This is a genomic window from Anabaenopsis elenkinii CCIBt3563, from assembly GCF_015245355.1.
Taxonomy (GTDB): domain Bacteria; phylum Cyanobacteriota; class Cyanobacteriia; order Cyanobacteriales; family Nostocaceae; genus Anabaenopsis; species Anabaenopsis elenkinii.
The window spans coordinates 112,725-125,477 of sequence record NZ_CP063311.1; the positions used below are offsets into that span (position 1 = coordinate 112,725).

Here is a 12,753-nt window from a genome sequence, read left to right on the forward strand (position 1 = left end):
TATAAGTCGGATAGCACTTTGTGATGAAATTAGATAATAGCTGTTAATAAAATTACATACTCCCAAGAGAAAAATTCAAATCTCAAGCTAAGGTAGTACATATCGATTACACTAAATTTACCCCAAGGCTGAATAGGAGAATATATGGATCCAATTGTTATTGCCATAGTCTTAGCACTCATAGCCTATGCTTTAGGATCTGCAAAATTGATTAATCAAGGTAACGAAGCCCTAGTAGAACGATTAGGTCGATATCATCGCAAACTTGGGTCTGGACTCAACTTTATTGTTCCTTTGGTAGATCAGATTGTGATGGAGGATACCATCCGTGAGCAGTTTATAGACATAAAACCTCAAAATGTGATTACTAAAGATAACATTTATCTAGAAGTTGATGCTGTTCTGTTTTGGCGCATCAGAGATATGGTGAAAAGCTTCTACGAAATCGATGATCTTCAAGGGTCTCTGACACAACTAGCGACAACTACACTCCGGGAAATTATCGCCCAAAACACTGTGGAAGAAACTAATGTCTCCCGTGCAGAAATGGACACAGCCATCCTAACCCAATTAAATCAAACAACACAAAATTGGGGAGTGGAGATTCTGCGCTTGGATATTCAAAGCATTACACCCCCTGAAAGTGTGCGCAAGTCAATGGAAGAAGAGCGAGCTGCAGAAATTAAAAAACGAGCCCTGGCTTTTGAAGCAGAAGGGGAACGTGACGCTGCTATTAAGAGGGCGCAGGGAACTCAAACCTCAATGCAGATAATTTCTGAGGCCTTACGTTCTCATCCTGAAAGCCGGGAAATTCTGAGATATCTCGTTGCTCAGGATTATGTCGTGGCCAGCCAAAAACTGGGTGAGAGTAATAATGCTAAAATTGTCTTTATAGACCCCAGTAAAACTAATGAAGTCTATAACCAGTTGGTTGCTGACGCTATAGCTCAAGAAGGTAGTAGCAGTAACTCACCAAAAACGTAACGGCTAGGTGATGACAGCAGTTTGTACAAGGAGAAAGCCCAATTACGATTTTTGGCGCAATAGTAAATCAGCTATCAGTGACACATCTCGCATTTCCTGAACATCGTGAACTCGCAGGATATCAGCACCATGAGAAATAGCCGCACAACAAGCTGCTGCTGTTCCCCAGACCCGTGCTTTGGGATCTGGTTGGTTTAAGACGCGACCAATGAAACTTTTCCGGGATGCTCCTACTAAAATAGGGCAATTTAGGGCTTTAAAGGCACTCAGACCGCGCAAAATCTCTAAGTTCTGCTCATAGTTCTTTGCAAAACCAATACCGGGATCAATGATGATTTTGTCGCGGTTTAGTCCTGCTGTAGTGGCTGCGATAATTTGTTTTGCTAAGAAACTAGAAATTTCTCCCCTTAAATCCTCATAATTAGTCATTTGTTGCATTGTCTGGGGCGTTCCCCGGATGTGCATCAAGACAATCGGCACATCTAAACTAGCAACTGTAGGTAGCATTTCTAAGTCAAATGTACCACCGGAAATATCATTAATTATATCCGCACCAGCTTCTATGGATGCCCTGGCTACATCTGCTCTAGTTGTATCTACAGAGATTGGCACAGTAATTTCTGGTCGGATAGCCTGCAAAATTGGCAGCACCCGATCCAGTTCTTCGACAAGACTTATTTGCTCCGCTCCTGGTCGAGTTGACTGACCACCTAAATCAATGATGTCAGCACCAGCCGCTGCCATGGCTCTTGCTTGTGCTAAAGCCCCATCCCTATTATTAAATAGACCACCATCGCTAAAGCTATCAGGTGTAATATTTAAAACACCCATGATGTAAGTTCGCTGTCCCCAGACAAAACAGCGATCGCGAATTATTAACTGACTTGACATACAGACATTTTTATAAACAACCGACCTGAGACCACATTCGACATGGTGAGCAGGGCAGGCTTGACTGCCCACCCTACCAGAGTTTTATCATTGATACTTCTACCTTATTTACTGAGCAAGTGGGTAAAATCAATACACGCATTCCCCGGCACGGCCAGGGAAAAAGCGCTACAGAGCAGATTAATTGTAATTGACAATGCGAGCAAAACTTGCAGGTTCCAAACTGGCTCCCCCCACCAGAGCGCCATCAATTTCTGGTTGAGCCATAATCTCATCAATATTATTAGGCTTCACAGAACCACCGTATTGAATCGAAACATTTGGGTTACTCAACTGACTACGAATTAAAGCAATGACCCGATTAGCTTCAGTGGATTCACAAGTATCACCAGTACCAATTGCCCAAATAGGTTCGTAAGCAATCACCAAATTATCCTGATCGACATCTATCAGGTCTTTATCTAGCTGGGCGGTAATTATTGATTCAGTTTCTCCAGCATCTCGTTCTTCTTTGGTTTCACCCACACATAAAATCGGTGTCAGACCATACTTTTGAGCCGCTTTGAGGCGTAAATTGACCGTTGAGTCAGTTTCTCCAAAGTATTGTCGTCTTTCGCTATGACCGACAATTACAAAACGGACACCAAGTTCTGTCAACATAGGGCCGGAAATTTCGCCCGTATAGGCTCCATTTTCTTCCCAGTGAACATTTTGCGCCCCCAACTGAATGAGGCTACCATGCAAACTCTTGGACAACACATTGAGGCTGGTAAAGGGAGGACACAATACTACTTCTCGCCCTTGGGGTATCTCCTCCAAGTGAGGCAGAAATCCCAGTAAAAAATCTTGGGTTTCTGCCTGGGTTTTGAACATTTTCCAGTTACCGGCTATAACTATTTTCCGCACAGGTGATTTCGTCAAGATTCTAACGCTAATAGATGCATTTTTCAGTTTAGGACGTTTTGTTAGTCATTGGTCATGGGTGATTGGGAAAAAACTTCCCCTGTTAACCCCCTAGCATCCCTACTTATTACCCCAATCTCCTGCTAAAAATAACTAGGATAAGAATATCGGGATAAAATTCCCCATCGCCAATTTCTTGATATGACTCCTACATTGCCTTTACCTGAACCCCATCACAGTGACTCGCCCAACTGGGAAGCAGAACTTGATAGTGCCATTTTCAGTTTTGAAGACATTCAAAGGTCACTCAACTATAAACAAGCACAAAGGGCACTACGCAACTTAGTCACCAATCTTGACCTCACCCCCCAGGAAAAACGGGGTTTGGAAGTTGAACTGGCTGATTTGGAAACTATGCTGGGTAAATTGGACAGTATGGTAGTACAAATTGCAGCTTTTGGCATGGTGGGACGCGGTAAGTCCTCCCTACTTAATGCCTTAGTGGGACAAACTGTGTTTGAAACTGGACCGCTCCATGGAGTTACCCGTAATGCTCAAAGAGTTGATTGGACTATTAGTGAAGAAAGCATCGGGGACAATGAACCTACCTTACGGGTAAGTTTACCTGGGGAAGGCCAATCTCAGGTAGAATTAATTGATACTCCTGGGTTAGATGAAGTAGATGGTGATACTCGTGCTGCATTAGCTGAACAGGTGGCCAAGCAAGCAGATTTAATTTTGTTTGTGATTGCTGGGGACATGACCAAGACAGAACATCAAGCCCTTTCTCAGTTGCGGGAAGCCGGTAAACCGATAATTCTGGTATTTAACAAGGTAGACCAATATCCCGAAGCTGACCGCATGGCAATTTATCGCAAAATCCGAGATGAACGGGTTAAGGAGTTACTCACGCCCCTGGAAATTGTCATGACAGCCGCATCACCACTAGTGAGGACGGCGATTATTCGCCCTGATGGTACTAGGGGGGTGCAATTACGTCCCAGTACAGCCCGGGTTGAAGAACTGAAACTGAAAATTCTGGAGATTTTACAGCGTGAAGGTAAGGCTTTGGTGGCGCTCAATACTATGCTCTATGCGGATAATGTCAATCAGCAGTTGCTAGAGCGTAAACTGATGATTAGGGAGCAAAATGCCAATCAGTTGATTTGGAAGGCTGTAATGACTAAGGCATTAGCGATCGCTCTCAATCCGGTGACTGTTGTGGATATACTCAGTAGTATAGTAATTGATATTTCTTTGATTTTGGGTTTATCTCAACTCTATGGCATCCCTATGAGCGAAAGTGGTGCTGTACAATTGCTCCAAAAGATTGCCCTGAGTATGGGGGGTATTGGTTTGAGTGAGTTACTAGCTAACTTGGGCTTAAGCGGCTTAAAAACTCTGCTGGGTATATCTGCATCAGCAACGGCCGGCGCAACCTTTGCGCCTTACGTTTCAGTAGCACTAACTCAAGCTGGGGTGGCTGGGGTTTCTTCCTATGGTATTGGACAAGTGACCAAGGTTTATTTAGCTAATGGTGCCACTTGGGGAGATGAAGGACCCAAAGCAGTTATTAGTCGGATTTTGTCCAGCTTAGATGAGCAATCTATCCTCAACCGCATTAAAGAGGAATTACAACACAAGGTGAAACTAAAACCTTAAATCAGCTATGCCTAATTTTGCGATATTCTCAAGTATAGCCACAGCATGAGAAATGTAGGATGTCCCAAGTTTTTGAACAATCTATTCAAATTAAAGCCACAGCTTCAGTAGTGGAACGCTGTATTACTGATTTAACAATTATGCACCGTTGGCTCAATCCTGCTTTATCTTGCGAACCTGTAGGCGCAGCGTGGAGTACTGAAGTGGGGAGTAAAAGTCGCTTTATCATTCAAGTCCCCCTACTTAAGCCCAGCTTATACAGTGTAGTTGTGGAAAGAGAACCAGGGTTAGTGGTGTGGGAATTTCAGGGATTTTTTCAAGGGCGCGATCGCTGGGAATGTCAGCCCTCAACACAAGGAACACTTCTTGTCAACCGCTTTGAGTTCGATATTCCTAACCCCCTAGTCAGTTGGGGTTTCAATAACTTTGCCGCCTCTTGGACTCAAAAAGATATGCAAGCCCAACTACGTCGCCTCAAACAAGTAGCAGAGTCATTAGTGATTAGCTAATCCTTGCCCAACTCAGCCAGTAAGCTGCGAATTACCACCGCATCCTGTGCATGAGGAACCTGATCCAAATAACTTTGCAAATCATCAGCAGCTTGGGCATATTCACCAAGTTGATAATAGAGCAAACCGCGATCGCGCACTTCTAAAATCATCCCAGGAAACAGGAACAAAATTCGTTCGATAGCCGCCAAACTTTTTGCTAAATTTTGTTGTTTGAGGTAAATATATTTCAAATTAGTCAGCATCCGCATCAAAAATTGCCGATTACTTACCGGTTCTAAAAACTCAGGCTGTAAACTCACAGTTTGCTGAAACACTTGAGATAATCGGTTTTCACAATCATCTGCAAACATCACCTCACCCCCATTAAACGCATCTACAAAAATTTCCATATCTGGAATATTCGGGCGAATCAGAAAATGTCCTGGCATTCCCACACCTACCATAGGAAAATCAATCCTACGAGCAATTTCTAGATAAACCAACGCCAAAGTAATGGGAATCCCCAAGCGGCGGTCTATGACATCATTGAAAAAGCTGTTGCGGGGGTCATAGTACTCCTTTTGATTACCAGAAAATCCTAGATCAACGTAGAAATACTGGTTAATAGTTTGGATAATTCGCAGAGGATATTGTGAAGCGGGTAAGCGTTCTTGAACCTCGCCAGCCATTGTATCCAGGGTATTGAGGTATTCCCCAGTATCCAGGTGAGGATATTCTTCCTGGGCTATGTACAAAGCTGCCCTGGCTAAGTCAATAGCCTCGTCAGGCTGCTGAATTTCCTGGTAAAAATATAATCTAGCTGACGAGAAATTCATAAGTAAATCCTGAGTATAATTAAACTTTTACCCCTGAGTAACTCCAGTTTACACTCAGAGTAATAACTGCCAACAGAAAATCCGAATTTTGTCTAGGTCTTCACAGGGGTTCAACGCCCACCACCCCACCATCTCCCCAATCCCAGAATTTTGCTAAAGTTAAGTCACCAGAGGTTTTTCAGTCAAATCTCTGATAACGCCAGCAGATGAGGCTATCTATGCTTACAAGTACGCTACTTCTCTCAAACCAGATTCCCACACTACAATACTCCTCAACTCCAGAGCGATTCGATGACACCTGGGAAGCCCCTCTGGCTACCCTCCTAGGATTAGGACGCGCCGCAGGTGCTGACTTCATCGAATTCTTTTTAGAACGTCGTAACTACATTAGTTGTCTAGCAGAAGACGACGCTATTACCAGTATTTCACCCAGTTTAGTCACAGGTGCGGGGGTCAGAGTATTTCGGGGCGCAGCCGACTGCTACGTTAGCACCAATGACCTATCCTTTGGGGGTTTAAAAGCAGCCTTAGAAAAAGGTCTTTCTATTCTTGGACTAGAACTACCTAGTCATAATGCCTTTATCCCAGAAATTAACCTAGAGTTACTCAGAGACTACGCCAACAAAAGAGGTAAAGATGGCTGGCTACCTCTGTGTAGTTCCATCCGAGAAATGGGAGAAGTCCTTTTAGAGGGTACTGCTCAACTTCAACAAAAGGCTAGCCATGTACAATCTCGCCGGGCTTCCTATTTCCGCGATTGGCAAGAAGTTTTAGTTGCTGCTAGCGACGGCACATTTGCCCGTGACATTCGCCTGACTCAATCGGTGGGATTTAACCTATTGTGCGCCGACGGTGCTCATCGCGCCTCCATTGGCGAACGCGCCGGTAACACCAGTGATGCTAACTTCCTAAGAACTTGGGATTATCAACAAGCAGCCGAACAAATAGCAGAATCTGCCGGGAAAATGCTGTATGCAGATTATGTAGATTCAGGTACTTACCCCATTATTATGGCGAATCACTTCGGTGGGGTAATTTTCCACGAAGCCTGCGGACACCTGCTAGAAACTACCCAAATTGAACGTAAAACTACGCCTTTCGCCGACAAAAAAGGCGAAAAAATTGCCCACGAAAGTCTCACAGCTTGGGACGAAGGTCGGTCAGAAAATGCCTTCGGTACCATTGACATGGATGACGAAGGTATGCCAGCGCAAAGAACCCTATTAATTGAAAAAGGTGTTTTGAAAAACTTCCTAGCGGACAGAGCAGGCTCCTCTCGCACTGGACACCCTAGAACCGGAAGCGGTCGCCGCCAAGGTTATACTTTTGCTGCTGCTAGTCGGATGCGCAATACTTATATTGCTACCGGCGAATACACCACTGAAGATTTATTTAACTCTGTTGATAAGGGTATTTATTGTAAAAAGATGGGTGGCGGCAGCGTTGGGGCTACAGGTCAATTTAACTTTAGTGTAGATGAAGCTTATTTAATTGAAAATGGCAAAATCACTAAACCACTCAAGGGCGCAATTCTCATTGGTGAAGCTAAGGAAATCATGAACAAGATTTCCATGTGTTCTCAAGATTTGGAACTAGCTCCCGGCTTCTGTGGTTCTGTTAGCGGCAGTATCTACACTACAGTTGGACAACCCCATATTAAGGTTGATTCGATCACCGTTGGAGGCAGATAACAATTCCAGCGTGTCTTGGTGTCTTAGTATTTCACAAAACATGGAATACACCACCAAGGCACAAAGTCACAAAGTGACAAACTAAACTTTTAGCCCAACATAATCTCAAATACGAAATCCTTTGACTATGCCGAATATTACAGAAATTGCCAATAACGCCAAGGAAAAAGCTAGTAAACTTGGTATTAAAAAATTCGACATTTACGGCTCAATCATAGATGAAACTAGCGTCCAAGTAGACCAAGGTCAGCCCAAACAAGTAAAAGCGTCAAACCGTTCTGGGGTAACTGTTCGCGTTTGGAATCAAGAGAATACAATGGGTGTTACCAGCACTACAGATGTAGACCCTCAAGGGCTAGAATTAGCTTTAAAAACTGCTTACGAAGCAAGTTTTTTTGGTGTGAAGGAAAATGTCCCTGATTTTAGTCCAGAGTCTACGGCCTCTATTGCCTATACACCTCATAATAAAGTACCCCAAGTACCTGTGGCTGAGTTAATCAACAGTCTCCTGGTGGCTGAAAAGGAAGTTTTAGCAGCCCATGAGGCAATTAAGGGTGTGCCTTATAATGGTTTAGCCCAAAGAGATATTGAGAGATTTTATCTTAATAGTGACGGTGCTACTAGAACTGAATCTCATTCTTTAGCATCAATTTATCTTTACAGCAAAACTGAGGAAGATGGCAAAAAACCGCGCAGTGGTAGCGCTTTTAGAGTTGAGCGTGGTTTAAATACTCTCGACATCAATGGTTGTATCAAGGAAACAGCCGAGAAAACTATTAGCCACCTCAACTATGAAAAAATCAAGTCGGGTAAATATCTGGTTGTTTTCTCTGCTGATGCTTTTTTAAGTTTATTGGGTGCTTTTTCTAACTTGTTCAACGCCCAAAGTATACTGGATAATCAAAGCTTGTCTCATGCCGATGATTTAGGTAAACAAATTGCTTCACCTTTACTTTCGGTTGATGATGATGCACTCCACCCAGCTAACGTGGGGGCGGAAAGTTTTGATGGCGAAGGAACTCCTACTCGCCGGGTGTCGCTGATTTCCAATGGGGTTTTAAAAAGTTTTCTGCACAGTGCAGGTACTGCAAAAAGAATGAATACCCAGCCGACTGGTAATGCTAGTATTGGGGCAAAAGTCAGCGTTAGTCCTAATTTCTATCATGTTTTTGCCGCTACATCACCCGCACAGGAGTTGAGCTTAGAAACTGCGGAAAATGTGGTTTTAATTGATGATTTACAAGCTCTCCATGCAGGGGTGAAATCTTTACAAGGTTCGTTCTCTCTGCCTTTTGATGGCTGGTTAGTTAACAATGGTGTGAGAACAAGTATTGAATCAGCTACTGTTGCGGGTGATTTCTTGGAACTCCTCAAGTCTATAGTTTATATGGAAAAAGAAGTAGAGCTTACCCCGGGTGGAGTGTGTCCCAAAATTTGGGTTGACGGACTTTCTATTACTGGAGAGTAACAGTTAAGGGAAGTTAGGAGTTTTTGATCAACCTCTTCTCTTGGTGGTAGTATATACTTTGCGTTGACACTCCCCACGGCTAGAAGCCGGGGGATTCTTGCTTCACGGGGATTCCAATGAATTTACCCTCCCTAAGCATCTTGACCGTGTGCCCCACGACTGCAAGTCCACGTATAGCGACTACCTGAGCAGATGCAACATCTCTATCTGTTGTATACCCGCAATTTGAACAAACATGAGTACGCTCCGACAGTTCTTTTTTACCAGTCTCAACTCCACAATATTGAGAAAAGGAAAAAGAACGCATTCGCCCCTTTTTCTTAAATCTGGGAAAGCCATGATTTTGTTCCCACATACTAACAAAAGCTTTTTCTAGTCGTCTTAATGTTTGCTGCAAAGATTGAGCATTAACACGCTTTAAATACTCATTTTCCTGGCGTGCAACAGTTAGAGACTTACATTGACTTGCAAATGTGGGACGAGGCGCATCAGCACCGGATGATATAACAACTATGAATGCTGCAAGCATTTACCTGACAACTACGAGACCGATACCAGTCTTTACGCTCTGCCAAAGCATGATTGTAAACCCGTCGATGGGTTTCTAACCATTCTTCAAATATTGCTATTTGTTTTTGAGTTGGTTTGAGCTTAAATTCGTAGGTCAGATTAAACACTTGCATCACCTCCTAATAACATTATACCTTGAGGCTAATATTTTTCCAGACGATTTTTAGGAATGCGACCCAAGTCGCTAGCGCACTACACCCCCATAGTTAGAAACCGGGGGCACTGTGCGCGTTTTTTGGTAGTGGGGGAAGTGAGTCCCACACTACTAAGCTGAATCTTTACCACTACCCAACAAGTACAATAGTGCCATGCGAATAGCGATTCCACTGGTAACTTGGGATTGAATTAGGCTAAATTCGGGATCATCCATCAAATCTGAGCTAATTTCTACACCCCGGTTGACTGGCCCTGGATGTAGGACTTTAACATGAGGTTGGCACAGTTTTAGCTTTTTGCGTGTAATGCCAAAGGTTTGATGATATTCTCGTAAACTTGGGAGTAGGTGATCTGTCATGCGTTCCTTTTGCAGGCGCAAAGTCATGACTAAATCTGCATCTTTTAAGGCGGGTTCTAATTCCCAATGTAAAAATAGTTGACGGTTGAGTGTTGGGGATGGGTCTGTTTCGCCCCTTTCTAAAACGAAGTCTTGAAATAACTGAGGTAGAAGGGTGGGTGGTGCTGCTAAATGCACTTGAGCGCCACTAGCTGTTAAACTCCAAATATTTGATCGTGCCACGCGGGAATGTAAAATGTCTCCGACTATGGCAATTTTTTTATTTTTTAATAATTCTAGTCGGGGATGACTACAGTCCATCAGTTTACAGATGGTAAATAAATCTAGCAGTGCTTGGGAAGGATGCTCATGTTGACCGTCACCAGCATTGAGGACGCTCACTCTTACACCTAAACGATCCATTTCTTGAGCGATCGCATTGGGTACTCCTGCTTCTCGATGACGGATCACCATAATATCAGTTCCCATGGCCAAATAGGTTTTGGCTGTGTCCAGGATTGTTTCTCCCTTCGTCATGGAAGAACTGGCTGCGGTGAAGTTGAGGGTATCTGCACTCAGGCGTTTAGCCGCTAGTTCAAAACTGCTGCGGGTGCGTGTGGAAGGTTCAAAAAATAAATTCGCCACCACCTGTCCTTGTAGACTGGGAACTTTTTTTGTCCGCCGTGACAAGACCTCTTGAAAACTAGCAGCAGTTTGTAAAACAGTATCGTATTCAGTCGTTGTGAAGTCAGCAAGGGAAAGAACATGATGACGATTCCAGGTGGTACTAGGCATAAAATTGTTTTTAATATTTAAATTTCCGTTTCCTCAATTATTTATAATCGCATCTAATAAAATACCAGCCCCAAAACGCACAGGGTCACTGCAAGGTAAACCAGTTTCGGCTGTGGTTTGTGCGATCGCCTCCTGAGCTGTATACTCATCTAAATGAGCTGTATTCAAAGCTATAGCAACCACAGAAATATCTCCAAAAGCACCCGCAGCACCAGCTACACTTTCATACAACTGAATTACCTTTGTTAAAGAGGGAATGACAACATGGGAATGATTACGGACTTCCGCCTGTCCCGCCCGATGTGCCAAAATTAATTGGGTCGGTTGGGAACCACGAATTAACGGTAAAGTAGCAGTAGAACCTGGATGCAGCAATGAACCTTGTCCCTCTATATAGAGGATGTCGTAGTCGTTACCATAACGCATCACCATTTGCTCCACAGCACCAGCTGCAAAGTCTACCCGCACAGCATCTAAAGGTACCCCATCCCCTGCTAACATCACCCCAGCTTGACCAGTGGCTAAAAATTTAGAACGCCATCCCCGTCGTTGTGACTCCCTATGTAACTCTAGGCTAGTAGACATTTTACCAATTGCCATATCAGTCCCCACAGTCAGCACCCGCCGACAGGGAAGAGTACGAGCCAAACCACTACCAACTCCTAAATTAGGCGGTTCTTGACGCACATCCCAAATTAATTGTCCTGGTTGGAGCAGAGCCTTTAATTCTGGTATATTTGCCAATGGTGTGTGTAAACCATTTACCAAAGACATCCCAGCTTGTAAAGCATTTTTAATGTCTTCCCAGTAATCATCTGGTAAAGCACCACCTTTAGGAGCAATACCAATTACTAGAACTTCCGGTTTATACTTTAGGGCTGCGGTTAATGATGACACAATTGGCACATCACGTTTTATCCCAGTTAATTCTAACAGAGATTTGCCAGCACAGTGCCGATCAATCAAGGCAACAATAGGGGCTTGACAGTAGCGTAAAAGTGACAGCCCAGTTTTACCCTGAGTTCCTGTAACTCCTTCATGTATAGCAACCGCCAAGGAGGTTAGGACGCAAAAAGCAAGACATCCTCAATGGCATCTCGTAAAGAATCAAACCGCTCAAGTTTTTTGCGGATTCGACTTTTTAACCAAGACCAACATTTTTCAATCTGATTCAGGTCTGGAGAATAAGGTGGTAGGTACAGCACTTCACACCCTGCGTACTGAATCAGTTGTTGAATGCGCCCACCTTTATGAAATGTGGCATTATCCATCACCACAACCTGTCCTGGTTTGAGTGTGGGAAGCAAACAAGCTTCAAGCCAAGTCTCAAATACTATTCGATTACACGCACCCTCAACAGTGAAAGGAGCTATCAGCTTATGGTTACACAGCGCGGCAATTATGTTCACCCGACCTTCACGACGACCTGATTTAAGTGCATGGAAGCGCTGTCCTTTTGAGTTCCAACCGTAATCATACTGGTCTCGGTTGTCCATTCCTGACTCATCGAGGTATACAATCTTCTCCACAGGTAACTCAGACAACTGCGTTACGAAAGCCTGTCGTTTGACCTCATCGCGCTCACGGTAGCCATAAGTCTTTTTTTTCGCGTAAAACCAATTTTTTTCAAAGCTCTTGAGATTGTGCGATCGCTAATTTCTTCAGGCCAAAGTGAGGCCATCTCTACTTGGGTTTTATCGCCATGTACGGAAGCAAACTCACGAAATTTTTCCCAATCGGTAATTTTGTGACCATTCCCAGGACGCTGATTAGGCAAGGCTTGGAAGTCCCCCGTTTCGGTTTTTCGCTTCAACCATAGGGTGATGGTGTTGCGACTAATATTAAACATTTGACTGGCTTGAGTTTTCTTCAAGCCATCGAGTTCAATCGCTTGGATTACTTTTTGACGAAGGTCGTAACTGTACGGCTTGGGCATATACCTGTAGCAAGCGATCGCTTCACATGAAAA

The 12,753-nt window shown here is 43.8% G+C and carries 13 protein-coding genes; 5 read left to right on the forward strand and 8 right to left on the reverse strand.

From position 1 onward, the window contains the following. The first annotated feature begins 144 nt into the window (after nt 1-144). Complete coding sequence (locus IM676_RS00515; RefSeq protein WP_200988498.1) at nt 145-984, forward strand: SPFH domain-containing protein; 840 nt, start codon at nt 145-147, stop codon at nt 982-984. A 42-nt stretch (nt 985-1,026) separates the two neighbouring features. Here IM676_RS00515 and folP read toward each other — a convergent pair whose 3' ends face one another. Further along, nucleotides 1,027-1,875: a dihydropteroate synthase gene (gene folP, locus IM676_RS00520; RefSeq protein ID WP_200988499.1), complete on the reverse strand. Its 849-nt coding sequence runs from the start codon at nt 1,873-1,875 to the stop codon at nt 1,027-1,029. Nucleotides 1,876-2,055: 180 nt separating this feature from the next. After that, nucleotides 2,056-2,781, reverse strand: a complete 726-nt coding sequence (gene tpiA / locus IM676_RS00525) for a triose-phosphate isomerase (RefSeq protein ID WP_200990019.1) — start codon at nt 2,779-2,781, stop codon at nt 2,056-2,058. 198 nt (nt 2,782-2,979) lie between these two features. On the opposite strand from tpiA, the gene IM676_RS00530 reads away from it, so the two are divergent. After that, the gene (locus IM676_RS00530; protein WP_200988500.1) at nt 2,980-4,440 is read left to right on the forward strand and encodes a GTP-binding protein; all 1,461 of its coding nucleotides are present in this window, start codon (nt 2,980-2,982) and stop codon (nt 4,438-4,440) included. A gap of 59 nt (nt 4,441-4,499) precedes the next feature. Then, nucleotides 4,500-4,949, forward strand: coding sequence for an SRPBCC family protein (locus tag IM676_RS00535; RefSeq protein ID WP_200988501.1), 450 nt, complete (start codon nt 4,500-4,502; stop codon nt 4,947-4,949). On the opposite strand, the gene IM676_RS00540 is transcribed toward IM676_RS00535, so the two are convergent. Further along, nucleotides 4,946-5,767: a SirB1 family protein gene (locus tag IM676_RS00540; RefSeq protein WP_200988502.1), complete on the reverse strand. Its 822-nt coding sequence runs from the start codon at nt 5,765-5,767 to the stop codon at nt 4,946-4,948. The genes IM676_RS00535 and IM676_RS00540 overlap by 4 nt on opposite strands. Nucleotides 5,768-5,985: 218 nt before the next feature. Here IM676_RS00540 and IM676_RS00545 point away from each other — a divergent pair, with 218 nt between their 5' ends. Then, nucleotides 5,986-7,458: a TldD/PmbA family protein gene (locus tag IM676_RS00545; RefSeq protein ID WP_200988503.1), complete on the forward strand. Its 1,473-nt coding sequence runs from the start codon at nt 5,986-5,988 to the stop codon at nt 7,456-7,458. A gap of 127 nt (nt 7,459-7,585) precedes the next feature. Continuing rightward, entirely contained in the window at nt 7,586-8,926 is a 1,341-nt protein-coding gene (locus IM676_RS00550; protein WP_200988504.1) for a TldD/PmbA family protein, read from the forward strand. A gap of 79 nt (nt 8,927-9,005) precedes the next feature. On the opposite strand, the gene IM676_RS00555 is transcribed toward IM676_RS00550, so the two are convergent. The 5 genes from IM676_RS00555 to IM676_RS00570 all read right to left on the reverse strand — a co-directional run bounded on the left by IM676_RS00555 (nt 9,006) and on the right by IM676_RS00570 (nt 12,720). Beyond that, nucleotides 9,006-9,455, reverse strand: coding sequence for a zinc ribbon domain-containing protein (locus IM676_RS00555; RefSeq protein ID WP_225880418.1), 450 nt, complete (start codon nt 9,453-9,455; stop codon nt 9,006-9,008). Continuing rightward, a complete protein-coding gene (locus IM676_RS19655; RefSeq protein WP_225880419.1) occupies nt 9,415-9,609 on the reverse strand; it encodes a helix-turn-helix domain-containing protein in 195 nt (64 codons plus the stop codon). The genes IM676_RS00555 and IM676_RS19655 overlap by 41 nt, the downstream gene beginning before the upstream one ends. 152 nt (nt 9,610-9,761) lie before the next feature. Then, nucleotides 9,762-10,784 (reverse strand): aspartate carbamoyltransferase catalytic subunit, encoded by a 1,023-nt coding sequence (locus IM676_RS00560; protein WP_200988505.1) that lies wholly within the window; start codon nt 10,782-10,784, stop codon nt 9,762-9,764. Between the two features lie 33 nt (nt 10,785-10,817). Then, a complete protein-coding gene (locus IM676_RS00565; protein WP_200988506.1) occupies nt 10,818-11,840 on the reverse strand; it encodes a DUF1611 domain-containing protein in 1,023 nt (340 codons plus the stop codon). 5 nt (nt 11,841-11,845) lie between these two features. Continuing rightward, nucleotides 11,846-12,720, reverse strand: a protein-coding gene (locus IM676_RS00570; protein ID WP_200986959.1) for an IS630 family transposase whose coding sequence is annotated in 2 segments (ribosomal slippage) — nt 11,846-12,388 and nt 12,391-12,720 — 873 coding nt in all. Because the reading frame shifts where the segments join, the coding sequence is not laid out codon by codon here. Nucleotides 12,721-12,753: the final 33 nt, after the last annotated feature.

Bases quoted from the DNA above. Each gene is read 5' to 3' on its own strand.
- IM676_RS00540 (WP_200988502.1), bottom strand. From the start codon at position 5,767: ATGAATTTCTCGTCAGCTAGATTATATTTTTACCAGGAAATTCAGCAG.
- IM676_RS00545 (WP_200988503.1), top strand. From the start codon at position 5,986: ATGCTTACAAGTACGCTACTTCTCTCAAACCAGATTCCCACACTACAA.
- IM676_RS00530 (WP_200988500.1), top strand. From the start codon at position 2,980: ATGACTCCTACATTGCCTTTACCTGAACCCCATCACAGTGACTCGCCC.
- IM676_RS00555 (WP_225880418.1), bottom strand. From the start codon at position 9,455: ATGCTTGCAGCATTCATAGTTGTTATATCATCCGGTGCTGATGCGCCT.
- IM676_RS00515 (WP_200988498.1), top strand. From the start codon at position 145: ATGGATCCAATTGTTATTGCCATAGTCTTAGCACTCATAGCCTATGCT.
- IM676_RS00535 (WP_200988501.1), top strand. From the start codon at position 4,500: ATGTCCCAAGTTTTTGAACAATCTATTCAAATTAAAGCCACAGCTTCA.
- IM676_RS19655 (WP_225880419.1), bottom strand. From the start codon at position 9,609: ATGCAAGTGTTTAATCTGACCTACGAATTTAAGCTCAAACCAACTCAA.
- IM676_RS00550 (WP_200988504.1), top strand. From the start codon at position 7,586: ATGCCGAATATTACAGAAATTGCCAATAACGCCAAGGAAAAAGCTAGT.
- folP (WP_200988499.1), bottom strand. From the start codon at position 1,875: ATGTCAAGTCAGTTAATAATTCGCGATCGCTGTTTTGTCTGGGGACAG.
- IM676_RS00560 (WP_200988505.1), bottom strand. From the start codon at position 10,784: ATGCCTAGTACCACCTGGAATCGTCATCATGTTCTTTCCCTTGCTGAC.